This is a genomic window from Microbacterium sp. NIBRBAC000506063 (assembly GCF_017968845.1).
In the GTDB taxonomy this organism is placed as follows: Bacteria; Actinomycetota; Actinomycetes; order Actinomycetales; family Microbacteriaceae; genus Microbacterium.
Map to the genome: position 1 here is coordinate 384,727 of NZ_CP072877.1, position 26,601 is coordinate 411,327.

At 68.5% G+C, this 26,601-nt stretch carries 20 protein-coding genes and 7 pseudogenes; 16 read left to right on the forward strand and 11 right to left on the reverse strand.

The features are described from left to right. Positions 1 to 5: 5 nt before the first annotated feature. The 11 genes and pseudogenes from KAE78_RS16575 to KAE78_RS19125 all read left to right on the forward strand — a co-directional run. Positions 6 to 428 (forward strand): annotated as a pseudogene (locus KAE78_RS16575) (HAD family hydrolase); the annotation flags it as partial. Beyond that, positions 425 to 1,437, forward strand: a pseudogene (locus KAE78_RS16580) (tRNA (adenine-N1)-methyltransferase). The pseudogenes KAE78_RS16575 and KAE78_RS16580, both read left to right, overlap by 4 nt. Before the next feature lie 10 nt (positions 1,438 to 1,447). Continuing rightward, positions 1,448 to 2,413: an FKBP-type peptidyl-prolyl cis-trans isomerase gene (locus tag KAE78_RS16585; protein ID WP_223172638.1), complete on the forward strand. Its 966-nt coding sequence runs from the start codon at positions 1,448 to 1,450 to the stop codon at positions 2,411 to 2,413. Next, positions 2,328 to 3,395, forward strand: coding sequence for a WYL domain-containing protein (locus KAE78_RS16590; RefSeq protein ID WP_223172639.1), 1,068 nt, complete (start codon positions 2,328 to 2,330; stop codon positions 3,393 to 3,395). Before KAE78_RS16585 ends, KAE78_RS16590 begins: the two co-directional genes overlap by 86 nt. Further along, complete coding sequence (locus KAE78_RS16595) at positions 3,392 to 4,381, forward strand: helix-turn-helix transcriptional regulator (protein WP_223172640.1); 990 nt, start codon at positions 3,392 to 3,394, stop codon at positions 4,379 to 4,381. The genes KAE78_RS16590 and KAE78_RS16595 overlap by 4 nt, the downstream gene beginning before the upstream one ends. Before the next feature lie 28 nt (positions 4,382 to 4,409). Next, the gene (tatA, locus tag KAE78_RS16600; RefSeq protein WP_223172641.1) at positions 4,410 to 4,661 is read left to right on the forward strand and encodes a twin-arginine translocase TatA/TatE family subunit; all 252 of its coding nucleotides are present in this window, start codon (positions 4,410 to 4,412) and stop codon (positions 4,659 to 4,661) included. A 56-nt stretch (positions 4,662 to 4,717) separates the two neighbouring features. Next, positions 4,718 to 5,461, forward strand: coding sequence for a twin-arginine translocase subunit TatC (tatC, locus tag KAE78_RS16605; RefSeq protein WP_223172642.1), 744 nt, complete (start codon positions 4,718 to 4,720; stop codon positions 5,459 to 5,461). Then, a pseudogene (locus KAE78_RS16610) lies at positions 5,458 to 7,901 on the forward strand (DEAD/DEAH box helicase). The gene tatC and the pseudogene KAE78_RS16610 overlap by 4 nt, the downstream one beginning before the upstream one ends. 8 nt (positions 7,902 to 7,909) lie before the next feature. After that, positions 7,910 to 8,758, forward strand: a complete 849-nt coding sequence (locus KAE78_RS19115) for a hypothetical protein (protein WP_317451946.1) — start codon at positions 7,910 to 7,912, stop codon at positions 8,756 to 8,758. Continuing rightward, complete coding sequence (locus tag KAE78_RS19120; protein ID WP_317451947.1) at positions 8,719 to 9,024, forward strand: hypothetical protein; 306 nt, start codon at positions 8,719 to 8,721, stop codon at positions 9,022 to 9,024. Before KAE78_RS19115 ends, KAE78_RS19120 begins: the two co-directional genes overlap by 40 nt. Beyond that, positions 9,024 to 9,494 carry a nitrilase-related carbon-nitrogen hydrolase gene (locus KAE78_RS19125; RefSeq protein WP_317451948.1) on the forward strand — a complete coding sequence of 157 codons (471 nt, stop codon included), beginning with the start codon at positions 9,024 to 9,026 and terminating at the stop codon, positions 9,492 to 9,494. The genes KAE78_RS19120 and KAE78_RS19125 overlap by 1 nt, the downstream gene beginning before the upstream one ends. Here the strand turns inward: KAE78_RS19125 and KAE78_RS16620 are convergent. From KAE78_RS16620 to KAE78_RS16635, 4 genes are all read right to left on the reverse strand, one after another. After that, positions 9,440 to 9,817: an RNA polymerase-binding protein RbpA gene (locus tag KAE78_RS16620; RefSeq protein ID WP_223172643.1), complete on the reverse strand. Its 378-nt coding sequence runs from the start codon at positions 9,815 to 9,817 to the stop codon at positions 9,440 to 9,442. The genes KAE78_RS19125 and KAE78_RS16620 overlap by 55 nt on opposite strands. A gap of 115 nt (positions 9,818 to 9,932) precedes the next feature. Next, a complete protein-coding gene (locus KAE78_RS16625) occupies positions 9,933 to 10,712 on the reverse strand; it encodes a glycerophosphodiester phosphodiesterase family protein (protein WP_223172644.1) in 780 nt (259 codons plus the stop codon). After that, complete coding sequence (locus KAE78_RS16630; protein WP_223172645.1) at positions 10,709 to 11,635, reverse strand: SPFH domain-containing protein; 927 nt, start codon at positions 11,633 to 11,635, stop codon at positions 10,709 to 10,711. Before KAE78_RS16630 ends, KAE78_RS16625 begins: the two co-directional genes overlap by 4 nt. 9 nt (positions 11,636 to 11,644) lie before the next feature. Continuing rightward, a complete protein-coding gene (locus KAE78_RS16635) occupies positions 11,645 to 12,118 on the reverse strand; it encodes an NfeD family protein (RefSeq protein WP_223172646.1) in 474 nt (157 codons plus the stop codon). Between the two features lie 121 nt (positions 12,119 to 12,239). Between KAE78_RS16635 and KAE78_RS16640 the strand changes: the two are divergent. The 3 genes and pseudogenes from KAE78_RS16640 (at position 12,240) to KAE78_RS19130 (ending at position 14,993) form a co-directional block, all read left to right on the forward strand. After that, positions 12,240 to 13,003 (forward strand): annotated as a pseudogene (locus tag KAE78_RS16640) (SDR family oxidoreductase). A gap of 2 nt (positions 13,004 to 13,005) precedes the next feature. After that, positions 13,006 to 14,586 (forward strand): S9 family peptidase, encoded by a 1,581-nt coding sequence (locus tag KAE78_RS16645; RefSeq protein WP_317451949.1) that lies wholly within the window; start codon positions 13,006 to 13,008, stop codon positions 14,584 to 14,586. Further along, positions 14,469 to 14,993 carry an alpha/beta hydrolase family protein gene (locus KAE78_RS19130; protein WP_317451950.1) on the forward strand — a complete coding sequence of 175 codons (525 nt, stop codon included), beginning with the start codon at positions 14,469 to 14,471 and terminating at the stop codon, positions 14,991 to 14,993. The genes KAE78_RS16645 and KAE78_RS19130 overlap by 118 nt, the downstream gene beginning before the upstream one ends. Before the next feature lie 67 nt (positions 14,994 to 15,060). Here KAE78_RS19130 and KAE78_RS16650 read toward each other — a convergent pair whose 3' ends face one another. Then, positions 15,061 to 15,687, reverse strand: a complete 627-nt coding sequence (locus tag KAE78_RS16650; protein WP_223172647.1) for an HdeD family acid-resistance protein — start codon at positions 15,685 to 15,687, stop codon at positions 15,061 to 15,063. Between the two features lie 94 nt (positions 15,688 to 15,781). Here KAE78_RS16650 and KAE78_RS16655 point away from each other — a divergent pair. Further along, positions 15,782 to 18,199 (forward strand): annotated as a pseudogene (locus KAE78_RS16655) (ATP-binding cassette domain-containing protein). Positions 18,200 to 18,408: 209 nt separating this feature from the next. On the opposite strand, the gene KAE78_RS16660 reads toward KAE78_RS16655, so the two are convergent. Both KAE78_RS16660 and KAE78_RS16665 read right to left on the reverse strand, forming a co-directional pair. Continuing rightward, complete coding sequence (locus KAE78_RS16660; RefSeq protein ID WP_223172648.1) at positions 18,409 to 18,627, reverse strand: hypothetical protein; 219 nt, start codon at positions 18,625 to 18,627, stop codon at positions 18,409 to 18,411. Further along, positions 18,624 to 19,625 (reverse strand): MFS transporter, encoded by a 1,002-nt coding sequence (locus tag KAE78_RS16665; protein ID WP_223172649.1) that lies wholly within the window; start codon positions 19,623 to 19,625, stop codon positions 18,624 to 18,626. Before KAE78_RS16665 ends, KAE78_RS16660 begins: the two co-directional genes overlap by 4 nt. A gap of 159 nt (positions 19,626 to 19,784) precedes the next feature. Between KAE78_RS16665 and KAE78_RS16670 the strand changes: the two genes are divergently transcribed. Then, positions 19,785 to 21,110, forward strand: coding sequence for an MFS transporter (locus tag KAE78_RS16670; protein ID WP_223172650.1), 1,326 nt, complete (start codon positions 19,785 to 19,787; stop codon positions 21,108 to 21,110). 603 nt (positions 21,111 to 21,713) lie between these two features. On the opposite strand, the gene KAE78_RS16680 is transcribed toward KAE78_RS16670, so the two are convergent. The 4 genes and pseudogenes from KAE78_RS16680 to KAE78_RS16695 form a co-directional block, all read right to left on the reverse strand. Next, on the reverse strand, positions 21,714 to 22,469 hold the full coding sequence (locus KAE78_RS16680; protein WP_223172651.1) for an SGNH/GDSL hydrolase family protein: 756 nt from the start codon (positions 22,467 to 22,469) through the stop codon (positions 21,714 to 21,716). Positions 22,470 to 22,494: 25 nt separating this feature from the next. Then, positions 22,495 to 23,843: pseudogene (locus tag KAE78_RS16685) on the reverse strand (MFS transporter). Between the two features lie 28 nt (positions 23,844 to 23,871). Further along, complete coding sequence (locus KAE78_RS16690; RefSeq protein ID WP_223172652.1) at positions 23,872 to 24,906, reverse strand: LLM class flavin-dependent oxidoreductase; 1,035 nt, start codon at positions 24,904 to 24,906, stop codon at positions 23,872 to 23,874. A gap of 13 nt (positions 24,907 to 24,919) precedes the next feature. Beyond that, positions 24,920 to 26,592 (reverse strand): annotated as a pseudogene (locus tag KAE78_RS16695) (DUF885 domain-containing protein). Between the last annotated feature and the right edge of the window lie 9 nt (positions 26,593 to 26,601).

Consider the following 26,601-nt stretch of genomic DNA (forward strand, 5'->3'; position numbering starts at 1 on the left):
CCGTTCCGTCCGGGGCGGTGGAGCTTCTCCGCTCGCTGCGCGAGTCCGGCATCCGCACCGGTCTCGTGACGATGTCGCTGCGGACGATGGCGGATGCCGTGATCGAGCAGATCGACTTCGACGCCTTCGACGTGGTGATCACCGGGGACACCTCCCGTCAACCCAAGCCCTTCCCCGACCCCTATCTGCAGGCCGCAGAGGAGCTGGGCGTCGACGTCACCCGTACGGTCGTGATCGAGGACTCGCCCAGCGGCTTGCGCTCCGGGGTCTCGTCGGGTGCCGTGACCCTCGGCGTGCCGCACTTCGTCGATCTCGACGGCCTCGGCGCACACGCGCTCTGGCCCACCCTCGACGGGCGCTCGGCCGACGACCTGGTGTCGCTGTTCGCCGATCACCGGGGTGCACTGATGCAGGGAGGCGCCCGATGATCGCCGAGCACCGTCCGCGCGGGCCGTTCCGCGAGGGGGACCGCGTCCAGCTGACCGACGCCAAAGGACGTCTGCACACCACGACGCTGCGCGCCGAGGCCGAGCTCCACACGCACAAGGGCGTGCTGCGGCATGCCGACATCATCGGTCAGGACGACGGTTCGGTCGTCACCAACAGTGCCGGACACACGTATCTGGCGCTGCGCCCGCTCCTGCGCGACTTCGCGATGTCGATGCCGCGGGAGCGGCGATCGTGTACCCGAAGGATGCCGCGCAGATCGTGATGCAGGCCGACATCTTCCCCGGCGCCGTCGTCGTCGAGGCGGGCGTGGGCTCCGGTGCGCTCTCGCTCGCTCTGCTGCGTGCCATCGGGCCCGAGGGCCGCCTCGTGTCGTTCGAGCGCCGCGAGGAGTTCGCCGATGTCGCCCGCGCGAACGTCGAGACCTTCTTCGGCGCCGTGCCCGACACATGGAGCATCACCGTCGGGGATCTCGCCGAACGGCTGCCCGAGGTCTTCGAGGCCGGCTCCGTCGATCGCGTCGTGCTCGACATGCTCGCGCCCTGGGAGTGCATGGACGCGGTCGCCGACGCCCTCACGCCCGGCGGCGTCGTCATCTGCTACGTCGCGACGGCGACGCAGCTCTCCCGCACGGCCGAATACCTGCGCGGCATGGGGGTGTTCACCGATCCGGACGCCTCCGAGACGATGGTCCGCGGTTGGCATGTCGAAGGGCTGGCGGTGCGTCCCGACCATCGCATGGTCGCGCACACCGGCTTCCTGCTGACCGCACGCCGGCTCGCCCCCGGCTCGGTGCGCCCGGAGACGCAGCGACGTGCCTCGAAGTCCAGCTACGGCGACGAGGACGTGGAGCAGTGGACCCCGGGAGCGGTGGGAGACCGCGAGATCACCGACAAGAACCTGCGCAAGCGCGTCCGCGAAGCGGAACGCGCCGCCGAGGCCGTGCGCCGCGCCGGAGGACGCGAGGACGAGGACGAGGCGGGGCAATAGACTGGAGCGCGTGCGTAAACTCCCCGCCGTCCTGGCCGCCCTCAGCCTCTCCGCCGTCACACTGACCGGCTGCGCCGTCACCACCGTCGGCGGTGACACCTGCGTGCGCGCCTCGTTCGACGACGATGTCTCCGGCATCGTCACGGTCACGGGCTCGCTCGGCAGCGCCCCGAACGTCTCGATGCACACGCCGGTGCGAGTGAGCGAGAGCTCGTTCACCGATCTCATCGACGGCGATGGAGTCCCGCTGACCGCCGACACCCAGCCGGCCGCGATCGAGCTCGCCCTCTACAGTGGCGAGACCGGCGATCTGGTCATCTCCTCGCCCTTCGACGGCGACCTCACACGCCTCAGCAACATCGACTACTGGGCGGGCCAGATCCCGGGTCTCGTCGACGCCCTCCGTTGCGCGGCCGAAGGCACGCGCACACTCGTCGCGATCAGCCCGGAGGATCTCGGCGAGCCGGCGCGCCAGGGGCTCGGGCTCGGAGCCGGCGACTCGGTCATCGCCGTCGTGGACGTCCTCAAGACCTACCTGCCGCATGCGCAGGGCACGCTGCAGTTCAACGCCGGTCGCGGGCTTCCCTCGGTGGTCCGTGCTCCCGACGGTCGCCCCGGCGTGATCATCCCCGACACCGACCCGCCGACCGAGCTCGTCACGCAGGTGCTCATCAAGGGCGAGGGCGAGCCGGTCACCGGCGACGACACCTTCCGCGTGCACTACACGGGCCTCACCTGGGCCGACAGCGAGGTCTTCGACAGCTCGTGGGACACGGCACCGGCGCAGTTCTCGCTGGAAGGACTGATCACCGGCGTCAGCACGGCGCTGGAGGGCCAGACCGTCGGCTCGCAGGTGCTCGTGGTCGTTCCGCCGGAGCTCGGCTACGGCGATGTCGACCAGGGGAGCATCCCCGCCGGCTCGACGCTCGTGTTCGTCTTCGACATCGTCGGGATCGACGCGCCACCGGCGGGATGATGAGCACGCGCATCCCGCCCGAGGAGCGACTGACGAATCTCGTCGTCGCCCTCATGGCGACCGATCACGGACTGACCAAGCAGGAGATCCTCGAGAGCGTCTCCGGCTATCGTCAGCGTGCGGAGTCGGGGACGGGAAGCAGCGCGCTCGAGAAGATGTTCGAGCGCGACAAGGAGGAGCTGCGCAGCCTCGGGATCCCGATCGACACGCTGGGAGACTTCGCCGATCCCAACGATCTCCGCGAAGCCCGCTATCGCATTCCCAAAGGGGAATACGACCTGCCCGACGACATCGAGTTCACCGCGGAGGAGCTCGCGGTGCTGCGCCTCGCCGGGAGCGTCTGGAGCGCCGGATCCATGTCGGAGGACGCCCAGGCGGGGGTGCGCAAGATCCGTGCGCTCGGAATCGACGGCGACGAGCCCATCATCGGCTTCGCACCGCGGATCGCTGTGCGGGACGCGAGCTTCGCTGCACTGCAGGATGCCGTCGAGCGCTGCGTGGTCGTGACCTTCGACTATCTCAAGCCGGGCGATGCCGACCCCGTCGCCGCCGGCTTCGCCCGCTCGCGCTCGTGGAATACGAATCGCGCTGGCACGTCTTCGGCATCGATGCCGAGCTCTCCGAGGACAGGATCTTCCTGCTCAGCCGCATCGTCGGCGAGGTGCAGGCGACCTCCGAGACCTTCGACGCAGCCCTGCAGGCGGGGGCGGGGGAGCGCGCACTGGCCGGGCTCGAAGCGGTCGCGGCGCAGAACTCGGCGCTGCTGCAGGTCACCCCGGGCACGGAGGCGGCGATCCGACTCGGGCGTCGCGCCATCGCTGATGCCGACGGCATCCGCGTGTCCTACGTCGATCGCGACGTGTTCGCCGACGAGTTGACCTCCTACGGTCCCGAGGTGCGCGTGGTCGAGCCGGCCGATCTGCGCGATGCGGTCATCGCACGGCTGCGCGCCGTGGTCGCCGCGCACGAGGAGTCGCGATGACCGAGAAGCGCAAGCCGCTGCTGGCCGGCGATCGGGTACGGCTGTATCTCACGCTCGTGCCCTACCTGCTGGAGCGCCGACAGGTGCCGCTGGAAGAGGCGGCGACGGAGTTCGGCATCACCCCGCAGGAGCTGCGCTCGATGGTCGAGAAGCTCACGCTGATCGGCCTTCCCGGTGACAGCGGCTTCTGGCAGCAGCCGCAGGAGCTCTTCGACATCAACTGGGATCTGCTCGACACCGAGGGCGTCATCGAGATCACGAACGAGGTCGGACTGCGTCGGGTTCCGCGCTTCACCGCGCGGGAGGCCGCAGCGCTGCTTGCCGGTCTGCAGCTGGTCGCGTCGGTACCGAGTGTCGCGGCATCCGACCTCGTCACGGGCCTTCTGGCGAAGCTCTCCAGCGGCGCGTCGGCCGCGCCGCTGGAAGTCGTGGTCGCGCCGCCCGCGCTCGACGAGGTGCGCGACGTCGTCTCCCAGGCGTTGAACGAGGGTGTCGCGGTCTCCTTCACCTACCAGGCCCCGGATGCCGGAGCCACCACGCGCACGGTCGATCCCGTGCGCGTGCTCACCTCGAACGGGGAGTGGTACCTGCAGGGATGGTGCCATCTGCGCGAGGCGATGCGGACCTTCCACCTCGATCGCGTGCGGAACCCGCTGCTGACCGATCTTCCGGTCTCGCACCAGGCGGACAATCTTCCGGAGCTGTTCGAGGGAGACCCGGACGAGGATCTCGGTGAGATCCGGATGCCGGCGAACATCGCGGGGCTGCTGGGCGATGTGCTCGCCCACGCGGAGACGAGTGAGGCGGGCGGTATCGTGACGGCGCGCCTGCGGATGTCGGACCCGCGGGGCCTCAAGCGCGTGGCCGGCCGCTTCGGCGGGCAGGCCGAGGTCACGGCACCGGCTGTGGCGCGTGCGGCGACGCGGGAGTGGGCGGCGGCCGGACTCGCCCTGTATCACGAGCGGACTCCCGGAGTCGGCCGGTAGACTGACGGAAACGACAAGGAGAACGCTTATGGGCGGCAATTTGATGGGGTGGCCCACCCTGCTGATCATTCTGGTCGTCATCATCCTGCTGTTCGGCGCGGCCAAGCTGCCGGCGCTCGCCAAGAGCGTGGGGCAGTCGGCTCGGGTGTTCAAGGGTGAGATGAAGGCGATGAAGGACGAAGACGCGCAGCGCGCGGAGTCCTCGGCCGCCGACGCTCCCGAGGCGAAGGGCAGCCCTGCTGCGGCCACCGACCCAGACTCGCCCGACCGATCCGCATAGCCGTGGCCGCGCCTGAAGAGGCGGAGGCAGGAAAGCGGCCGCGTCGAGACCGCAAGATGTCCCTTGCGGAGCATCTGATCGAGTTCCGCAAGCGGTTGCTCATCGCCGCCGCCGGTCTCCTGGTCGGCATGATCATCGCGTTCGTCATCACCGATCCGGTGATCCACTTCCTCACCGGACCCATTCGCGTGCTGGACTCGGCCAACGCCCAGCTCATGATCACCACGATCACCGGCGGATTCGATCTGCGGATGCGGATGGCGGTGTCCATCGGCCTGATCCTCTCCGCGCCCATCTGGCTCTGGCAGCTCTGGGCGTTCATCATGCCCGGGCTGACACGCAAGGAGATCCGCTACACGATCGGGTTCGTCGCCGCGGCGATCCCTCTGTTCGTCCTCGGTGGGCTCACCGCGATCTATGTGGCGCCGAATGTGATCACGGTGATGTCATCGATCATCCCGGCGGACACCGTGAACTTCTTCGCGGCGAAGGAGTACTACGACTTCATCCTCAAGTTCGTGCTCGCGATCGGCGTGGGCTTCGTCATCCCGGTCTTCCTCGTCGCACTCAACCTCGCCGGTGTCATGAGCGGGCGCGCGATCCTTCGAGCCTGGCGCCCGGCGGTGCTCATCGCGACCCTGTTCGCGGCGATCACGACACCCGCGATGGACGCGTTCTCGATGCTTCTGCTGGCCGGCATCCTGGTCCTCCTGTACTTCGCGGCAGCGCTGCTCACGGTGCTGCTGGACAGGATCAAGAACAAGAAGGACCCTCTCCGGGCGGAACGAGAAGCGATATGAGCTCACCGGCGGAGCGGTTCGCGGCCGCGCAAAACACCGCGGCGCACCCCGAGACGGCGCGATTCGCAGGCCGGCAGCGGTTCGACCTCGATCCGTTCCAGATCGCGGCCTGCCAGGCGCTGGAAGACGGCCGGGGCGTGCTTGTCGCGGCGCCCACCGGCGCCGGCAAGACGATCGTCGGTGAGTTCGCGATCCATCTCGCGATGCTCGGCGAGAACGAGAAGGCCTTCTACACGACACCGATGAAGGCGCTGTCGAACCAGAAGTTCCGCGAGCTCGTCGACGTCTACGGAGCGGATGCCGTGGGCCTGCTCACCGGCGACACGAACATCAACGGCAATGCGCGCATCGTGGTCATGACGACCGAGGTGCTCCGCAACATGCTCTACGCCGATTCGGCGGCGCTGCGCGATCTCCGCTACGTGATCATGGACGAGGTGCACTATCTCGCCGACCGCTTCCGCGGCGCCGTGTGGGAGGAAGTGATCATCCACCTGCCGCAGGAGGTGCGCGTCATCGCGCTGAGCGCGACGGTGTCCAACGCCGAGGAGTTCGGCGACTGGCTCGACACCGTCCGCGGCGACACCGAAGTGATCGTCTCCGAGACCCGCCCCGTGCCGCTCGAGCAGCACGTGCTCGTGCGCGGCGATCTCCTGCCGCTCTTCGACGAGCGGGCCGGTGTCGCCACGGCACAGGTGAACCAGGAGCTCATGCGGGTCCGCTCATTCAAGGGGCAGAACTACGAGAACAACCGCCGCACGCAGAAGTCGCGTGCCTCGGGTGGGCGGCGTCCGCACCGCTACGAGCGGCGACCGCGTCCCGCGCGCATGGAGCGCATCGACCGTCCGGACGTGGTCAGACTCCTCGAGCGCGCCAACCTCCTGCCGGCGATCTTCTTCATCTTCAGCCGCGCCGGATGCGACGGTGCCGTCCAGCAGGTGCGCAGGGCCGGCACCCGACTCACCACGGCCGAGGAACGTGCCGAGATCCGCGAGATCGTCGAGGACAGAACCCGCAACCTCGGCGACGAGGATCTCGGGGTGCTCGGCTTCTTCGAGTGGAAGGACAACCTCGAACGCGGTGTCGCCGCCCATCACGCCGGGCTGCTGCCCGCGTTCAAGGAGGTCGTCGAGGAGCTCTACCAGCGCAAGCTCGTCAAGGTGGTCTTCGCCACGGAGACCCTCGCCCTCGGCATCAACATGCCGGCGCGCACCGTCGTGCTGGAGAAGATGGAGAAGTTCAACGGCGAAGCGCGTGTGGCGATCACCTCGGGGAGTACACCCAGCTGACCGGGCGCGCCGGCCGCCGCGGCATCGACGTCGAGGGCCATGCCGTCGTGCAGTGGACCGAGGGGATGGACCCGCAGGCCGTCGCCGCACTCGCCTCTCGACGCACCTATCCGCTCAACTCCAGCTTCCGCCCGACCTACAACATGGCCGTCAACCTCATCGATCAATTCGGCCGGGCCCGCGCCCGCGAGATCCTGGAGTCGTCGTTCGCCCAGTTCCAGGCCGACCGTGCCGTCGTGGGCCTCGCCCGCAAGGTGCGTGAGGCCGAGGAGTCGCTGGAGGGCTATCTCGCGGCGATGGAGTGCGAGCACGGCGACTTCCTGGACTACTCGCGCCTGCGTCGCGAACTCAGCGACCTCGAGAAGAAGAACCGCCCCGGCTCGCAGGGCTCGCGGGCCGCGCGCGAGAAGCGGCAGAAGCAGATCCACGAACTGCGGAATCGGATGCAGCGGCACGGCTGCCATCGCTGCCCCGACCGCGAGGCGCACGCCCGGTGGGCGGAGCGCTACTGGAAGCTCAAGCGCGAGACCGACCGCATCCGACGCCAGATCGAGACGCGGACGGGCACCGTCGCCCGAGTGTTCGACCGCGTCGTCGACGTGCTCGAGGCGCTGGACTACGTGCGCGGGAGGGCGCGGAGATGAGCCTGACGGATGCCGGCCGCACGATGCGCCGCATCTACGGCGAACGCGACCTGCTCGTCGCCGAATCACTCCGCCAGGGGCTGTGGACGAAGCTCGATGCCCCCTCTCTGGCCGCGATGGCCTGCTGCCTCGTCTACGAGCCGCGGCGGGAGGAATCCGGGATGGGGGAGCGCGGTCTGCCGCGCGGGCCTTCCGCGAGGCGCTCGACCGCACGCAGACGCTCTGGGCGGAGCTCGACGACCTCGAGCAGGATCACAAGCTTCCGGGCTCGGAGCCGCTCGCCTCGGGCCTGGCCGGTGCGATGCACTCCTGGGCACGGGGCGGATCACTGGACCGCGTGCTCCAGGAGGCGGATCTGCCGGCGGGCGACTTCGTGCGCTGGGCGAAGCAGACGATCGATCTGCTCGATCAGCTCTCCATCGTCGCCGAGGACCCCGATCTGGCCGGAACCGCCCGGCGTGCGCTCGACGGCGTCCGCCGGGGATCGTGGCCTACTCGTCCGTGTGAAGGATCCGATGACAGAACCGAGGCCCGAGCGGCAGCGTTCGATACCCCTGCTGCCTCTGTGGCTCGCCGTGCCCCTCGCGGCGCTGGCCGGGGTGCTGATGGATCTCGCCTACCCGGAAGCGGCGCTGTGGCCGCTCGCGTTCGTCGCCGTCGCACTGCTGCTGCTCGCTCTGATCGGCCGCCGCATGGGTGGGGCGCTGCTGGTCGGCCTCGTCTATGGCGTGGTCTTCTTCGCGTTCCTGGTCTCGTGGACCTCCCGCTACCTCGGCCCGATACCGTGGATCGCGCTCACGACCGTGGAAGCCGTCCTGACCGCCGTGCTCCTGGTGACGATCACGCTGGCGTACCGATGGGTGCCACGTGTGCTTCCTGGAAGGGCCGGGCGGCTGATCGTGCTGCCCGTCACCGTGGCTGCGCTCTGGGTCGGCCGTGAGGTCGTGCTCGGCTCCTGGCCCTACGGCGGCTTCCCCTGGGCGCGTCTGGGAATGACGCAGTCGGAGAGCCCTCTGGCGACGTTGTCCTCGTGGGTCGGCGTGGGCGGGCTCGGCTTCCTGATGGTGCTCCTCGTCGCCGTGCTGATCGAGATCGGGCGGATCGGGGCGTGGCGACGTCCGCTCGTGCTCGCCCTTCCGCGGCGCTCGTGGCCGTGCTGCTGTTCGTGCCGGCGTTCCCCACCGTCGCCGGCGGTACGATGCGGATCGCCGCCGTCCAGGGCAACGGGCCCACCGGCTACTTCGATGAGCGTGAACCCTACGCGATCATCCAGGCGCAGTCGGATGCCACCGAGCCCCTCATCGGGGAGGATCTGGACCTCGTCGTGTGGCCGGAGGGCGGGATCGACTACGACCCGTTCCTGAGCGAGAATACCGCCCGGCGGCTGAGCTATCTGAGCTTCCGGCTGAACGCGCCGATCCTGGCGAACGCCGCGACGGCGCGAGACGACCTGTATTTCAACACGTCGATGCTGTGGGGCGCGGAAGACGGCGAGGTGCAGACGCACGACAAGCGGCATCCGGTGCCGTTCGGCGAGCACATCCCCGACCGTGAGTTCTACCGGGCGATCGTGCCCGACCTCGTCGATCTCGTGCAGCGCGAGTACACTCCGGGCACAAACCCCCGCTGATGACCGTGGGCGAGGCGACGATCGGCCTGGCGATCTGCTTCGACGTGATCTATGACGACGTCATCACCGAAGGCGTGCTCGGAGGGGCCGAGGTGCTCGTGTTCCAGACCAACAACGCCGACTTCCGCGGCACGGACGAGAATCTGCAGCAGCTGGCCTTCGCGCGCATGCGGGCGATCGAGACCGGGCGCTGGGTCGTCAACGTCTCGACCGTCGGAACGAGCCAGATCATCCGTGCCGATGGGTCGACGGTCTCGTCACTGGGCGCGGATGAGGCCGGTGCGCTGCTCGAGGACGTCGAGCTTCGCACCGGCCTCACACCGGGTGTCGTCATCGGCCCCTGGCTGCAATGGACGCTGCTGTGGGGCGGGTGGGGCGCACTCGCGCTCTTCGGAGTGCTCGGGAGACGGCGGCCTCAGGCGCCGATCTTCTCACGCGACTCGCCGGCGCCACGGCGTGCGCGAAGGTAGGCGAGGCGCTCTTCGAGGAGCTCCTCGAGCTCGGCGCGCGTGCGGCGCTCCATGAGCATGTCCCAGTGGGTGCGAACGGCCTTGGAGTCGTCCTCTTCGACGGCGACGGACTTGCCGTCGACCTGCAGGCGCGCCTCGGCGCCGCAGGTGCGGCACTCCCAGCCGTGGGGTGCTTCCGCGTCCGCAGCGAACATCAGGATGGTGTCGGTGCCGCACGCGTCACAGGTGTAGGTGGTCTCGCGGCGCTCCATGAAAACGACGCCCTCTTCGCTCTGTAGGCTCTGGGCGCCGAGTCGGATGCCGCGCAGGCTGCGATCTGCCATTTTGTGGTCCTCTCGTCTGCTCTCAGGTATAACGCCCCTGCCTGTGCAATTCATCCACGTAGGCGGATTGCGCGCCAGACTCACAGTGGAATCCCAGCGGGGAGAACGCGGGCCTTCAGAACAGTGTTTTCACGGCCAGATCGGCATGATCGGTGACGACTCCGTCGACGCCGAAGTCGACGAGTTCTCGCATTCGCGCGGGGTCGTTGATCGTCCACACATGCACCTCGACGTCGTGCTCGTGGGCACGGCGCAGCACCTGTTTCGTGAGCACCTTCAGCGGGCCGTACGACAGCGGGATCTGGAGCGCGTCGACCTCGCGCAAAGCCCTGGCGACGGCGGGGGAGAGGCGGGCGGCGGCGCCGGCCAGGAGGGCGGTGATCGTCGCCCGACCCGCCGAGGCCGCCGGTGGCATCTCCGCGCCGGCGCGGCGGACCTCCGCGATGGCGCGTCGCCGACGGGTGTCGGAGAAGCTCGTCAGGAGCACCCTGCGGGTGTGCGGGGCGATCGCACGACCGATCAGAGGCAGGGCGGCATCCGTCTTCACGTCGATGTTGAACCGGGACTCCGGAAAGGCATGGAGCGCCTCGGCAACCGTGAGCAGGCCGCCATGGTCCGCGAAGAGCTCGGTGAGCTCGCGGGTGCTGACGGTCGCGATCTCGCGCGCGTCACCAGTGAGCCGCTCGAGGGTCGCGTCGTGGAAGAGGACGAGCTCGCCATCGGCGGTCACGCGGCAGTCGGTCTCGATGTACTCGACGCCGATGGCGTGCGCGGCGGCAAAGGCGCCCGCGGAGTTCTCCCACACGGCGGGGGCGTCGTCGGTCGCCGTCGACGCCAGGCCGCGGTGTGCGAGCACTCTCGGATGCCGCGTCCCGACGAAGTAGGGGTGCGTCACGCCCTCGGCGGGGTGTCGGCCGGGGACGCCTGGCGTGGCGTGAACGCGCTGCCCAGGCCCTTGAGCGCCTCGGTCAGCTCGCTGGGGATGATCCAGAGCTTGCTCGACTCGCTCTCGGCGATCTTGGGCAGCATCTGCAGGTACTGGTAGGCCAGCAGCTTGTCGTCCGGGGCGCCGAGGTGGATGGCGCTGAAGACGTTCTGGATCGCCTCGGCCTCGCCCTGGGCGCGCAGCACAGCGGCCTGCTTGTCGCCCTCCGCGCGAAGGATCTCCGCCTGGCGGGCGCCCTCGGCCTCGAGGATGGCCGACTGCTTGGTTCCCTCGGCCGTCAGGATCGCCGCACGGCGATCACGCTCGGCACGCATCTGCTTCTCCATCGAGTCCTGGATCGAGAGGGGCGGATCGATGGCCTTGAGCTCGACACGGCCGACGCGGATGCCCCACTTGCCGGTCGCCTCATCGAGCACGACGCGCAGCTGGCCATTGATCTCGTCGCGGCTCGTCAGGGCCTCTTCCAGGTTCAGCCCGCCGACGACGTTACGAAGCGTCGTCGTCGTGAGCTGCTCCACCGCACCCAGATAGTTCGCGATCTCATAGGTGGCGGCACGGGCATCGGTGACCTGGAAGTACACCACCGTGTCGATGGAGACGACCAGGTTGTCCTCGGTGATGACCGGCTGCGGCGGGAAGGAGACGACCTGCTCGCGCATGTCGATCAACGGTCGGAGGCGATCGATGAAGGGGACCAGGATGTTCAACCCCGGGTTGAGGGTCTTGTGATACTTCCCGAGGCGCTCGACGACGCCGGCCGTCGCCTGCGGGATGATGCGGATCGAACGGACGACCGTGACCACCACGAGGATGATGATCGCGATCGCGAGGATCCACCCGATCGTGGCGGGGATGAACGAGCTGTCGGGCACAGGGAACTCCTAGTCTTGCGCGGGACGGACGATGGCGGTGGCGCCGTGGATCGCATCGACGGCGATGGCGGCGCCCTGGGGGATCGCGACCTCTCCGGCGGTGCGGGCTGTCCAGATATCGCCGTTGGAGAGCTTGACCTGGCCGGACACGGCGGTGACCTCATGAAGGGTGAATCCGCCGAGGCCGATGAGCGCCTCGACGTTGGACTTCGTGGGGTCTTCGCTGCGATGCACTCTCCTCAGCAGCGGTGGGCGGATGAAGAGGATCAGCACCGTCGCGGCGAGCCCGGCGATGATGAACTGCAGCCAGATCGGCGCATCCAGCAGACCGGAGACGAGACCTACGGCGCTGCCGAGCGCGAGCATCAAGAAGGTGAAGTCGAGAGTGAGCATCTCGATCACCAGGAACAGGGCGATGAGCACGAGCCAGCCGATCCACGCCCACTCGGCGATCAGAGCGATGGTGGTAGAGATGTCGTCCACGAGGCCTCCTGTGCGCAAACCTACCATGGGCGTTGCTCAGCCCAGCGCGACGGAAGAGGTCAATTGGTAGGGTGACAGAGGCCGTGCGCTCGTGCGGTCGCACGCACGACAAGGAGTCCCGATGCCCCAGCCTCTCGCCGCCGGATCCCTGGCCGGAAAAGTCGCCCTCGTGACCGGCTCCTCACGGGGGATCGGCGCCGACACCGTCCGCTACTTCGCCGACGCCGGTGCCGATGTGGTCATCAACTTCCGCAACAAGGCGCCGCGCGCCGAGAAGCTCGCCGCCCAGATCCGCGAGGGCGGGACGAAGGCGCTCGTGGTCGGTGCCGACCTGACCGACCCGGCATCCGTTCAGGAGATGTTCGACGCCGTGGGCGCCGAGTACGGCCGCCTGGACATCCTCGTGCTCAACGCCTCGGGCGGCATGGAATCAGGGATGGCCGAGGACTACGCGCTCACCCTCAACCGCGACGCGCAGCTGAACGTCCTCGCCGCGGCCGAGCCGCTGCTGGGCGAGGGCTCGCGCGTCGTGTTCGTCACGAGCCACCAGGCGCACTTCATCCGCACCACCCCACGATGCCGGAATACGAGCCGGTCGCGCTGTCGAAACGGGCAGGAGAGGACGCCCTCCGCGAGCGCATTCCGGCGCTGGCGGAGAAGGGCATCGGCTTCACCGTGGTCTCCGGAGACATGATCGAGGGCACCATCACCGCGACCCTGCTCGAGCGCGCGAACCCGGGGGCGATCGCCGGTCGACGCGAGTCCGCCGGCAAGCTCTACAATGTGTCGGAGTTCGCGGCCGAGGTCGCGCAGGCCGCTGTCGACCCGGTGCCGGCCGACAACACGCGCCTGGTGGGAGACACGAGCACCTTCGTGGCGGAGTGACCGTGCGGGCGGAGCACATCGAGACACTCGTCTCCGTCGGTCGCCCTGCGGTCGCACGCGACGGCTCCTTCGCGGTGTTCGCGACCTCGCGTCCGTCCATCGAGGCGAACCGTCCTGTCGGCAGGCTCTTTCGGATCGAGCTCGCCGATCACAGGATGCGCCCATTGACACGCGGAGTCTCCGACTCGGCTCCTCTGCTCTCACCGGATGACACGCGCCTCGCGTTCCTCCGCGCCGATGCCAAGGGCAAGCCGCAGGTGTGGGTCGTCGAAGCGTCGGGCGGAGAGCCCGTGCAGGTCACGGATGCGCCCCTCGGCGTCCGCTCCTTCGACTGGTCGCCGGACGGCACGCGCCTGGCCTTCACCGCTCCCGTGCCCGAGCCCGGACGCTACGGTTCGGTCGAAGGGCTCGACGCGCAGGCCGAGGCGCCGCGCCGCGTGACCGGACTGCGATGGCAGGCGAACGGGCTCGGGTGGACGACCGGACGACCGGCGCAGGTCTTCGTCGTCGACGCCCCCGACCTCGGCGCGGAGCCTCTCGTGGATCCGGCTCCGGTCGTGCGCTCGGCGGGGGAGAGCGCGCCGGACAAGCGCGTCGTGCACCGCGAAGCGGTACAGCTCACCGACGGCACGCGTTCCTTCTCCGGATCGGTCTTCGCTCCGGGCGGCACCGAGATCCTGACCGTCCCGGACGAGCCCGACTCCTCGGAGCGCGATCTGAGCAACGTCCTGCTCGCCATCCGCGTCGACGGTTCCGGCGAACGCGAGGTGATCGGCCGCGACCGGCGCCTCTCCCTGAGCGGTGTGGCGATCGCCGACGATGAGACGATCGCCCTGCTCGCCGCAGAGCTCCCGGAGTCCGCGACCGACTTCATCGCGCCAGGGCAGGCGCTCTGGATCCTCGTCGACGGCGTGCCGCAGCGGCTCACGGATCCGGAGACGATCGATCTGGGAGAGGTCGGCAGTCACATCACGGCGATCGGCGAGGACTTCCTCGTGCAGAACCGCACCCGCGGCAGGGTCGAGCTCCTGCGTGTATCACGCAGCGGCGCTGTCGAGCAGGTGCTCGGCGGGGACCTCGAGGTCAACGGCCACGGCGCCTCGGAGGACGGGCGCATCCTCGCATCCGTCGCCCGCCCCGACACCTTCGGAGAGCTCGTCGAGGTCGGCGGGGACACGCTGACGGACTTCGGCGCCGCTCTGCGCGACACCGGCGTCGTCGTCCCCGAGGAGCGGGAGATCACCGGTCGCGACGGCTACCCCGTGCACGGCTGGGTCGCCAAGCCCGAAGGAGACGGGCCCTTCCCCGTGATCCTCCAGATCCACGGCGGTCCCTATGCGCAGTACGGGGTCCACGCCTTCGATGAGACCCAGGTGCTCGTCGACGCCGGCTACGCCGTGGTCTACTGCAACCCCGCGGATCGGCGGGCTATGGGCGCGAGCACGGCCGCAGCATCCGCCGGGCCATGGGCACCCTGGATTTCCACGACGTCATCGACTTTCTCGAGGGCGTCCTCACCGTCGACGCCACGCTGGACGGCGACAGGGTCGGCGTCATGGGCGGCTCCTACGGCGGCTATCTGACCGCATGGATCATCGCGCACGATCACCGCTTCGCCGGGGCCATCGTCGAGCGAGGGTTCCTCGACCCCGTCTCCTTCCAGGGCACGAGCGACATCGGCTCGTTCTTCGGCGACGAGTACGTCGGGGTGCACGAGGACGACCTCGCACGGCAGAGCCCCATGGCCGTCGTCGCGCAGGTGACGACGCCGACGCTCGTCCTGCACTCGGAACTGGACTTCCGCTGCCCGCTGGAGCAGGCCACGCGGTACTACTCGGCGCTGAAGCGTCAGGGAACGGATGCCGAGATGCTCATCTTCCCCGGCGAGGACCACGAGCTCACCCGCAGCGGTCAGCCGCGTCATCGTCTCCAGCGCTTCGCCGCGGTCCTCGACTGGTGGCAGCGCCGGCTGCCGGTCGCCGCGGACTGATCAGGCCGACGACGAGGCCCGCCACCCCGAAGGGCGGCGGGCCTCGTACAACCCGGCGAAGGAGTGGCTATTCGGCGGCCTTCTCTGCGGCATCCGAGGCCTCCGCCACGGCGGTGCGGATCTCGTTCGCCGCCTTCTTGACCGTACGGCCGAGCGTGATGGCCCGGACGATCTGCAGGACGCCGAGGACGACCAGCGTGATTCCGAGGATCCACCAGAGGATCAGTGCGCCGTACAGCGGCGAGAACAGCACCACGACGCCACCGATGATGCTGATGATCGCGTAGAACAGCGTCCAGCCCTTCGAGGCGGCGTCGCCGAGGAAGGACAGGGAGACGACGCCGTCGATGATCCAGCTGATGCCGACGAGGATCGCGACGAAGATCGCCAGAGCGATCACCGATGCCGTGATGTTCCAGAAGGCCGCGATTCCGGCGATGACGTAGACCAGGCCGAGGACGATGTGTCCGACCCGTGTCCAGCCGGTCTTCTCCTTCGAGAAGATCCCGAGGCCGAGATAGACGAGCCCGGCGATGATCAGGTAGGCGGCGATGATGCCGACGATGAAGACCGCCGCGCCCTTCGGCCAGACGAGGATGACGATACCGGCGATGAGCGCGACGACGCCGGCGAGCGCAAGGGTGATGCGCGCCGCCCTCAGCACATCTCTCGCTTCACTCAGATTTGCGGACATGATGGTCCTTTCTGGGAATATCCTGTGAGTGGGATACCCACAGAGTAGCGGTGTCGGGGTGGCTCTGGGGGTCACTTACGCCGAATGTCGGCATATGTCGTGGCGTGTCGAGCAGGGGAGTGGCAGGATCATCTGCGTGCCTGCCAACGAATCCGCCGTGCCCATCGTGCCGCATCCCGCCGACGACCACGACCTGATCAAGGTCCGGGGAGCGCGTGAGAACAATCTGCGAGAGGTCTCGGTCGACATCCCGAAGCGGCGCCTGACGGTGTTCACCGGCGTCTCCGGGTCGGGAAAGAGCTCGCTCGTGTTCGACACGATCGCGGCCGAGTCACGACGCCTGATCGACGAGACCTACAGCGCGTTCGTGCAGGGGTTCATGCCGCAGGTGCCCCGTCCCGATGTGGATGTGCTCGAAGGGCTGACCACGGCGATCCTCGTCGACCAGGAGCGCCTGGGCGCCAATCCGCGATCCACCGTCGGAACCGTCACGGACGCCAACGCGATGCTGCGGATCCTCTTCAGCAAGCTGGGGGAGCCGCACATCGGCGGACCGACCGCGTTCTCCTTCAACATCCCGACCCAGAAGGTCGGAGGCGTCTCCGTATCGGCGACCGGGGACAAGAAGGTCGTGAAGAACGTGATCTACCTCGGCGGCATGTGCCCGCGCTGCGAGGGACGCGGCACGGTCTCGGACATCGATCTGTCGCAGATCGTCGACGAGTCGCTCTCGCTCAACGAGGGCGCGATCCTCGTTCCGGGATACACGGCCGACGGCTGGATGGTTCGAGGCTTCGCCGAATCGGGCTTCTACGACCCCGACAAGCCGGTGGGCGCCTTCTCGGAGAAGGAGCGGGAGGCGTTCCTCTACAGCAAGCCGACCAAGGTCAAGGTCCAGGGCATCAATGTGACCTATGAGGGTCTCATCCCGAAGATCAGCAAGTCGATGCTCTCCAAGGATCTGGATGCGCTCCAGCCGCACATCCGGCGTTTCGTCGAGCGCGTGGCGACCTTCACGAGCTGTCCCGAGTGCGACGGCACGCGCCTGACCGAGGGCGCGCGGTCGTCGAAGATCGACGGTGTGAGCATTGCGGACGCCTGTCGGATGCAGGTGACCGACCTCGCCGCCTGGGTGCGCGATCTGAAGCGCCCCGAGGCCGGGCCGCTCCTGGATGCGCTGCGCGCGAATCTCGACGCCTTCGTCACGATCGGCCTCGGATACCTCAGTCTCGATCGTCCTTCGGGGACGCTCAGCGGGGGAGAGGCGCAGCGGATCAAGATGCTGCGGCACCTCGGCTCCTCGCTCACCGATGTGACCTATGTCTTCGACGAGCCGACCATCGGGCTTCATCCGCATGACATCCAGCGGATGAACGGGCTGCTGTTGCAGCTACGCGACAAGGGCAACACCGTGCTCGTCGTCGAGCACAAGCCGGAGGCGATCGCGATCGCCGATCATGTCGTCGACCTCGGTCCGGGCGCAGGCACGGCAGGAGGAACGATCTGCTTCGAGGGCACGGTCGAAGGACTCCGTGGGAGCGAAACGTCCACCGGGCGGCATCTGGATGATCGCGCGGCACTCAAGGCGGAGGTGCGTCCCTCTCGCGGCGTGCTGGAGGTGCGCGGCGCCGACGAGAACAACTTGCAAGATGTGGACATCGACATCCCGCTCGGGTACTCACGGTGGTCACCGGCGTGGCTGGTTCGGGCAAGAGCTCGCTGATCCACGGATCCGTGGCCCGCGCGAGGGTGTGGTCACTGTGGACCAGAGTGCGATCAAGGGCTCGCGCCGCAGCAATCCCGCGACCTACACCGGCATGCTGGAGCCGATCCGGAAGGCCTTCGCGAAGGCGAATGGTGTCAAGCCCGCGCTCTTCAGCGCGAACTCCGAGGGTGCATGCCCTTCCTGCAAGGGTTCGGGCGTCATCGTCACCGAGCTCGGCTTCATGGACACGGTCGAGACGCCCTGTGAGGACTGCGGAGGCAAGCGTTTCCAGGCCGGTGTGCTCGAGTACAAGCTCGCCGGACGCGACATCACCGAGGTGTTCGACATGCCGGTGGTGGAAGCGCGGGAGTTCTTCGCCGGCGGGGAGGCGAAGATCCCTGCGGTCGTGAAGATCCTGGAGCGTCTTTCCGATGTCGGCCTCGGATACCTGACACTCGGGCAGCCGCTGTCGACGCTCTCGGCGGAGAGCGGCAACGGGTGAAACTGGCGATCCAGATGGGCGACGAGGCGGAGGTGTACGTTCTGGACGAGCCGACGACGGGTCTGCACCTGGCGGACGTCGAGAACCTGCTGGGTCTTCTCGACCGGCTCGTGGACGCCGGCAAGTCGGTCATCGTCATCGAGCACCACCAGGCCGTCATGGCGCACGCTGACTGGATCATCGACCTCGGCCCGGGCGCCGGCCACGACGGCGGGCGCATCGTCTTCGAGGGCACGCCTTCCGACCTCGTCGCACAGCGCAGCACCCTCACGGGCGAGCACCTCGCCGACTACGTCGCAGGATGAGCGTTGCGCCTCCTCGTACTGGGAAGGGCCTGCCGAGCTTATTTGCCGATAATGCACATTATGTCAGTTAGTGGGAATGATGCCCGCCCCGGTGCTGAGTGCCGTGGTCAGGCGACACTTCCCGCGGAACGATCGACTGCTTCTGGGGTGACCCCGACGTGGGCGGCATCGCCTTCCGCCGGCACGAGCCGGAGCTCTTCCCGCTCGCGTCAGGCTCGAGCCGAGCGCAAGGGTGAGAACACGGCGATGAGCGCAGCGACGCCGAAGATCGCCGCGACGACCCACAGTGCGAACGTCTCGCCCAGGGCTGCCGCCAGCACGCCGCCGAGAACGGCGCCCAGCGCCCCGGCGGAGCGATTCACCGAGCGCCCCGTGGCGTTGACGCGTCCCAGGAGCTCGTCGGCCACGGCGCGCTGCCGATAGCTCATCTCGTTCGCGTTCTCGATGCCCGCGGCGAATCCCCCGAGCGCGAGGGCGACGAACATGACGATGACCCCGACCGCGCCCCTGTGGCGGTGACCACCGCCACCACTACCCAGACGAGCGGGTACACCAGCCGCGCACCGGTGATCGTCGCCCCTTCGCCGAAGCGCACTCCCCCGCGTTCGGCGAAGAAGGCGCCGAGGAGCGTGGCCGCGCCGATCACGGAGAGAAGAAGGCCGAATGCCGCCGCCCCGAGATCGAGTGTGCGCAGGACGACGAGCGAGAGCACCGTGAGCGACGCCGCGTTCGCGACGAACCACACATGCGTCGACAGCGAGAGCGGCAGCAGCACCGGATGCCGGAAGGTGGCGCTGAGCCCTTCTCGGATGTCGCGCAACACCTGACCGCGGCGTCGCCTCGAAGTCTCCTCCACGGGGACGCCGGCGACGAGCACGGCGTCGACGACATAGGTGACCGCATCCACGAGCAAAGCGATCGGTGCGCCGACCCACCGCACGAGCAGCCCGGCGAGCGTCGGGCCCAACGTCTGCGCTGCTGCTTCGCCCTGGTCGAGTCTGGCGTTGGCGCGCAGAAGCCGTTCGCGGGGCACGATCCGCGGAAGCAGCGACTGGGAGGCGGCGAAGCCGAAGACAGAGAACGAGCCGAACAGGAGCAGCAGCGCCACGAGCGCGACGATCGTCAATGCGTTCAGCGTCCACAGAAGCACGATCGCCGCAAGGCACAGTGCACGGCCGATGCTGGCGACCACCAGGGTGCGGCGCCGTCGCCAGCGATCGATGTACACGCCCGCGATCAGCCCCAGCACCGCATAGGGAATGAACTGCGCGGCGTTGACGATCCCCACCTCCACAGGGTCGGCGGCGAGCCCCTCGATCACGAGCACGGGCAGCGCCACCGCGGTGGCGGTCGTACCGAAGGTGCTGAGCGTGTTCGCCGACCAGAATCGTGCGAACCCTCTGCCCCGATTCTGCTCGTCATTCATCGATCCAGTATTGCGCGCCCGCCGCCCCCGATCCTCTGGGCGCGCGAGTTACCGAACGACGGCGCGGGGAGATCTCGAGGTCACCCTCCTCGTCCTGCCACTCAGATGGCGACGCACGCGCCAACGAGCCCGCGATGCGGTCAGTCCCGATAGCGTGGGATGGTGCACACCGCCTCCGCTCCCCCGGCTTCCGGCCCCGGAGTGCGGGCGTGGATCATCTGGATCGTGGGTCTCAGCGCCTACGTCCTCTCGATCACCAACCGCACCTCGCTCAGCGCTGTCGGAGTCGATACGGCCGAACGGTTCCAGGCGGATGCTTCGGTGCTGGCGCTCTTCGCGGTCATCCAGCTCGCCGTGTACGGAGGAATGCAGATTCCCGTCGGCCTGCTGCTGGACCGCTTCGGGGCGCGGCCCATCATGGTCATCGGCATGCTCCTGATGGCCGCCGGGCAGCTCACGATGGCGTTCTCCACGAGCATCGGCATCGCCCTTTTCGCCCGCGTGCTGCTCGGAGCCGGCGATGCGGCGATCTTCCCCAGCGTCCTCCGACTCATCGCACTCTGGTTCCCCGCGCAGCGCAGCCCGATCATGGTGCAGATGACCGGGATCCTGGGGCAGGCGGGACAGATCATCGCCGTCGTGCCCCTCGCCGCACTCCTGCACGCCACCACCTGGACGGTGGCCTTCGGCAGCATCGCCGGCCTCGGGATCCTCTTCACCGTGCTGCTCTGGCTCATCATCCGCAATCGCCCGCCGGAGCTCACGCAGGACGTCACGGTCGATACCCAGACAGGCGTCGTCCGTGTGGTCACGTCGTCGATCGACACGGGCGTCGGCATCCGTGCGGCGTGGGCCCACCCGGGAACACGCCTGGCGTTCTGGTCGCACTTCACTCCCCCGTTCGCCGGCACGGCCTTCGTGCTGCTCTGGGGCATGCCCTTCCTCACAGCGGGAGAAGGCCGCACGACCGCCGAGGCGGCCGGCCTGCTCACGCTGTTCGTCGTCGCCGGCATGATCTTCGGCCCAATCATCGGTGAGCTCTCCCGGCGGTACCCGTACCAGCGCTCCGCCGGGCTCGTCCTGCCGACGATCGGCGTGCAGGTCCTCGCCTGGCTGGCGGTCACCCTCTGGCCGGGCGCCGCCCCTCTCTGGTTGCTCGCCCTCCTGATGATCGCCCTCGCCTCCGGGGGCCCGGCATCTTTGATCGCCTTCGACCACGCCCGTGCCGCGAACCCCGCGCACCGGTTGAGCACGGCCACGGGCGTCGTCAACGCCGGAGGTTTCATCGCCGCCTTGATCGCGGTCTTCCTCATCGGCCTTGCGATGGACCTTCAGGGAGCCGGCACCCCGGAGACCTACTCACTCGAGGCGTTCCGGATCGCCTTTCTCACACAGCTCCCGCTGTGGCTGCTCGGCTCGATCTTCATCGTGGTCGAGCGCAAGCGCACCCGCATCCGCCTGGGTATCGACGCGCCGCGGCGCTGATCCCGCGCTCACCGGCATCCGGATCTCGAAGATCCTCATGAAGTACTGACACAGCGGGCCGACCGAGAGTGCGAAGATCAGCGTCCCCACACCGACGACCCCGCCGAGGATCCAGCCGATCACGACGACGGTGACCTCCAGACCGGTGCGGACGATCCAGATCGGCCATCCGGTGCGCCTGTGCAGACCCGTCATCAGTCCGTCGCGCGGACCCGGTCCGAAGTGCGCGCCGATGTAGAGGCCGGTCGCCATCGACAGGATCAGCAGACCCAGGGCGAAGAAGACGATGCGCATCCACAGCGGCTGCCCGGCGGGGATCAGCCACAGCCCGATGTCGGCGGACGGACCCACAAGAAGAGCGTTCAGGACCGTTCCGACGCCGTACCGCTGCCGCAGGGGAATCCACAGGAGAAGCACCAGGATGCTGATGAGGATCGTGACCACGCCGAAGCTCAGCGGAACATGCCGTGTCACCCCTGGCTCAGGACGTCCCACGGTGCGGAGCCGATGTCTCCCCGCAGGAGGAACGCGATCCCGATTCCGTAGAGGAAGAGGCCGACGAGCAGCTGCGTGATGCGCCGGGGCATGCGACGCCCCGCGCGATCACTCCGGCGTCCTGTCGACCCAGGTCGGGTACTTGGCCGGTCGCCCGTCGCCCGAGGAGGTGCCCGTCAGGCGCCGCTTGACCCAAGGACCCACGTGCTCCCGGTAGTACGCGGCACCGCGCAGGCCCGGTTCGACCGTCGCGTGCGGTGCCCACCAGGTCTCCGGGGGTTCGAGTCCGAGCGAGAAGAGCACGCGGGCGGCGACCCGGTGATGACCGTGGGCGTTCATGTGCAGTCGATCCTGCGACCAGTACACCGGCTGGCTGAGCTCGCGGTCGGGCCAGTTGAGCGCGCGGATGACATCGGGGCGATTCCGGATGCGGCGGCTCACCGCCTCCGCAAGTTGATCTCCCCTCCGCTGCATGACCTGACCGAGCGGCAGCTGGCCGGAGGGGTTCGCGCCCGAGAGCACGAGAAGGGTCACGCCCTCTTCATCGCAACGGCGCAGCACCCGGGTGAAGGCATCGGCGACGTGCTCGATGTCGGTGCGCGGCCGCAGCATGTCGTTGCCGCCGCCGTTGAACGACAAATGCGTCGGACGGAGGGCGAGAGCCTGCTCGAGTTGCTCGTCCACGATCTGCCAGGCGAGCTTGCCGCGGATCGCGAAGTTCGCGTACTGCACACTCTCGCCGAGGGCGTTCGCCCAGCCCTGCGCGACGAGGTCGCCCCAGCCGCGCACGCGCCCGTCGGGCAGCTCGTCGCCGACGCCTTCGGAGAACGAGTCGCCGATCACTGCGAAACGGACACGGGACACGCCTCCAGTCTATGACCGGAGGGTGCTACCGGTCGTCGAGCGCGAGCCCGCGCCGATCCACGAGCCCCCAGGCGCCGACGGCCGCGACGACGAAGAATCCGGCGAACACCACGAACAGCAGCGGCGCGCCCCCGAGAGCCAGCAGCACGGGAACGGCCAACGGCGCGATGATCGACGCGATCCGGCCAACACCAGCGGCCCAGCCCGAGCCCGTGGCGCGCAGCGAGGTCGGGTAGATCTCGGGCGTCACCGCATACAGCGCGCCCCACGCCCCCAGATTGAAGAACGACAGCGCCATTCCCGAGGCGATGATCGCCGCAACGCCGTCGGCAGTGCCGAAGAAGACGGCGGATGCGGCCGAGCCGACGAGGAAGACCGACAGGGTCAGCCTCCTCCCCCACACTTCGATCAGCCAGGCGGCGACCGCGTACCCGGGCAGCTGCGCGAGGGTGATGATGAGCGTGAACTGGAACGAGTGCACCAGGTCGTACCCCGCGGCGACGAGAATGCTGGGGATCCAGATGAACGCGCCGTAGTAGGCGAAGTTGACGCAGAACCAGACCAGCCAGATGCAGAAGGTGCGCAGACGGAACTCGGGGTCCAGAGCGTCGACAGGCGGGATGCGGCGCTCTTGGCGAGGGTGCGACGTTCGGAGGCAGGAAGCTCCCCGCCGGTGGAGACGCCGGCATCCGCCTCGAACTTCTCGAGGATCAGCGTCGCCTCGGCGATGCGCCCCTGCTGAGCCAGCCATCGTGGGGACTCCGGCAACCCCCAGCGCACCACGAGGGCATAGGCGGCCGGAATCGCGCCGATGAGGAACGCCCAGCGCCAGCCGTCGTCGGACAGCGGGATGACGAAGTAGCCGATGAGCGCCGCCGCCGTCCATCCGACGGCCCAGAAGGCCTCCAGGATCACGATGAGCCGGCCCCGGATGCGCGCCGGGGCGAACTCGCTCACATAGGTCGATGCGACCGGGAGCTCCGCGCCCAGGCCCAGCCCGACGAAGAACCGGAACACCAGCAGCAGCGCGATGCCCCCGACCAGTGCGCTGGCACCCGTGGCGAGACCGTAGACGAGCAGGGTCAACGCGAACACCTGCCGACGTCCGAAGCGATCCGCGAGCAGGCCGCCGAGACTCGCGCCCACGGCCATTCCGATGAAGCCGACCGAGGCGATCCACCCCGCCTCGGCGGTGGTCAGGTTCCACTGCACGGCCAGGGCCGCGAGGATGAAGGAGATGAGGCCGACGTCCATCGCGTCCAGTGCCCAGCCGACACCGGAGCCGGTCAGCAGCCGCAGGTGCCGGCGGGTGAACGGCAGATCGTCCATGCGGTCGCCGAGAGTGGCACGACGGGGCGGCGCGGTACCGGTCATCCCCTCATCGTAGAACGCGGGCGGCGCCTTACGCGTCCTTCGCGAGGAGCGCCCGCACGCGCGGGACCACCTCCGTGCCGTACAGTTCGATGCTCCGCATCATCGGCTCGTGGCCGAGCTCGCCGTTGGCGTACTTCAGATCGAAGCGGCCGGCCCCGAGCACCCGGACCGTGTCGGCGATCTTCTGCGCCACGCGCTCGGGCGAGCCCACGTACAGGGCGCCGTCGGGCCCGACCTCGTTCTGGAAGCGCGCCCGGCTGTACTGCGGCCAGCCGCGTTCACGGCCGATGCTGTTGTTCATGGCCTCGAATCCGGGGTACGCCGTGTCCCAGGCCTCCTCGTCGGTCGCCGCGATGTGGCCAGGAGAATGCACGGCGATCGGATGCGGCGTCGTGCCGAATCCGGCCACCGAGCGGTGGTACAGCTCCACGAGCGGCCGGAAACGAGCCGCCCCTCCCCCGATGATGGCGAGCATGAGACCCGCACCGTGCCGTGCGACACGCAGGACCGACTCGGGGCTGCCGCCCACACCCACCCAGAGCGGCATGCCGCTCTCCGTCTTCGGGAAGATGTCGGCATCCGACAGTGGCGCACGCATCGTGCCGTGCCACGTCACCGGCTTCTCCTTCATGATCTGGACGAGCAGGTCCAGTTTCTCCTCGAACAACCGCTCGTAGTCGCGCAGATCGTAGCCGAACAGCGGAAAGGACTCGGTGAACGAGCCGCGGCCAACGACGACCTCGGCGCGCCCGTTCGAGAGCGCGTCGAGCGTCGCGAAGCGCTCATAGACGCGCACGGGGTCGTCTGAGGAGAGCACCGTGACGGCGCTGCCCAGACGCAGCCTCGTCGTCGTGCTCGCGATCGCGGCGAGCACCATCTCCGGACTGGAGATCGCGAACTCCCGGCGATGGTGCTCGCCCACCCCGAAGTAGTCCAGGCCCACCTCGTCGGCCTTCTGCGCCTGCGCGACGACGTTGCGGATCGTCTCCGCCGCCGTCAACGTGCCGCCGGCGGCATCCTTGGTGATGTCTCCGAATGTGTCCAGTCCGAACTCGACGGTCACGGCCGTGCCTCCTCTATTTCAGGAGCGCACTCCTCAGGGTGTCGAGACCGACTCCGCCCATGTCGAGCGCGCGCTTGTGGAACTCTTTGATCGAGAACGCGTCGCCCCGGGCCTCCTGGTAGGCGTCCCGCACCTGTTCCCAGATGCGCTGGCCGACCTTGTAGGAAGGCGCCTGACCGGGCCAGCCGAGGTAACGGTTCACCTCGAACTGCACGAACTCGGCGGGCATGTTCACGTTTTTGCTCATGAATGCAAACGCATAGTCATGGTCCCACATTCCCTCGCCGTCGAGCCTCTCCTTGCCGAGGTGGACGCCGATGTCGAGCACGACACGGGCGGCACGCATCCGCTGCCCGTCGAGCATGCCGAGCCGGTCGGCGGGGTCGTCCAGGTAGCCGAGCTGCTCCATGAGACGCTCGGCGTACAGGGCCCAGCCCTCGGCGTGCCCGGAGGTGCCGGCGAGAAGACGGCGCCAGGAGTTGAGCTCGGCGCGGTTGTACACCGCCTGGCCGATCTGCAGGTGATGCCCGGGATCCCCTCGTGGTACACGGTCGTCAGCTCACGCCAGGTGTCGAACTCGGTGACACCCTCGGGCACCGACCACCACATCCGGCCCGGACGCGAGAAGTCGTCGGTCGGACCGGTGTAGTAGATGCCGCCCTCCTTCGTCGGGGCGATCATGCACTCGAGCGTGCGGATCTCCTCCGGGATGTCGAAGTGGGTCTCGCCGAGCTCGCGCACCGCGCGGTCGCTCGTCTCCTGCATCCACTTCTGCAGCGCATCGGTGCCGACGAGCTTGCGCGAGGCGTCCTGCTCGAGGTGCGCGACAGCCTCCTCGACCGTGGCGCCGGGAAGGATCTCGTTCGCGATCGCGGTCTGTTCCGCGATCATCCTCTGTAGCTCCTCCCTGCCCCACTCGTAGGTCTCGTCGAGATCGATCGTGGCGCCCAGGAAGCGGCGGGAGTGCAGGGCGTAGAGGTCACGGCCGACGGCATCGTTCTCGGATGCCGCAGGGGCGAGCTCCTTCGACAGGAACTCGCGCAGCTCGTCGTAGGCGACGCGCGCGGCGTTCGACGCATCCGCGAGATCACGGGCGAGCGAGGCCGGCAGCTGCCCCTCGCTCGGCGTCGCCTCGGCCGCGAAGGAGGCGAAGAATCCGTCATCGGCGGAGTAACGGGCGATCTGCGTGGCGACCTCGGTCACCTGGCGGCGGGCGGGGACGATGCCGCGGGCGATCCCCTCGCGCAGCGTCGCGGTGTAGCCGCGGAGCGCATCGGGAACGGCGCCGAGACGCGTGGCGATCACGCTCCAGTCCTCCGTGGTCGCCGTGGGCATGAGGTCGTACACCTGGCGGATGTCCTGCGCCGACGAGGCGATCACATTGAGATCGCGGAGGTGCCACTGCGCCTCGTGCAGCTCCTGGGCGAGGCGCAGCTCCGCGCCGAGATCGGTCTTGGTGACCTCGTCGATGGCGTCGACCGGCTCGAGGGCGTCGAGCGCCGCGAGGGTCTGTCGCACCGCTTCCGCGTTGCGGTCAAACCCTTCGGGGCTCAGATCGCCGTACCGGTCGTTCGCCTCGTTCCGGCCGATGTAGGTCGCGAGGATGGGCTCGATCTCACAGAGTGTGTTGACCCACTCGTCCGCGAGCGCGTCGATCGCGGAAGGGGTGCGCGGTGCTTTTGACATGCGCTCCAG

Bases quoted from the DNA above. Each gene is read 5' to 3' on its own strand.
- KAE78_RS16590 (WP_223172639.1), top strand. From the start codon at position 2,328: ATGTCGACCAGGGGAGCATCCCCGCCGGCTCGACGCTCGTGTTCGTCT.
- KAE78_RS16595 (WP_223172640.1), top strand. From the start codon at position 3,392: ATGACCGAGAAGCGCAAGCCGCTGCTGGCCGGCGATCGGGTACGGCTG.
- tatA (WP_223172641.1), top strand. From the start codon at position 4,410: ATGGGCGGCAATTTGATGGGGTGGCCCACCCTGCTGATCATTCTGGTC.
- tatC (WP_223172642.1), top strand. From the start codon at position 4,718: ATGTCCCTTGCGGAGCATCTGATCGAGTTCCGCAAGCGGTTGCTCATC.
- KAE78_RS19115 (WP_317451946.1), top strand. From the start codon at position 7,910: ATGACAGAACCGAGGCCCGAGCGGCAGCGTTCGATACCCCTGCTGCCT.
- KAE78_RS19125 (WP_317451948.1), top strand. From the start codon at position 9,024: ATGACCGTGGGCGAGGCGACGATCGGCCTGGCGATCTGCTTCGACGTG.
- KAE78_RS16620 (WP_223172643.1), bottom strand. From the start codon at position 9,817: ATGGCAGATCGCAGCCTGCGCGGCATCCGACTCGGCGCCCAGAGCCTA.
- KAE78_RS19130 (WP_317451950.1), top strand. From the start codon at position 14,469: ATGGGCACCCTGGATTTCCACGACGTCATCGACTTTCTCGAGGGCGTC.
- KAE78_RS16650 (WP_223172647.1), bottom strand. From the start codon at position 15,687: ATGTCCGCAAATCTGAGTGAAGCGAGAGATGTGCTGAGGGCGGCGCGC.
- KAE78_RS16660 (WP_223172648.1), bottom strand. From the start codon at position 18,627: ATGAGCTATCGGCAGCGCGCCGTGGCCGACGAGCTCCTGGGACGCGTC.
- KAE78_RS16665 (WP_223172649.1), bottom strand. From the start codon at position 19,625: ATGAATGACGAGCAGAATCGGGGCAGAGGGTTCGCACGATTCTGGTCG.
- KAE78_RS16670 (WP_223172650.1), top strand. From the start codon at position 19,785: ATGGTGCACACCGCCTCCGCTCCCCCGGCTTCCGGCCCCGGAGTGCGG.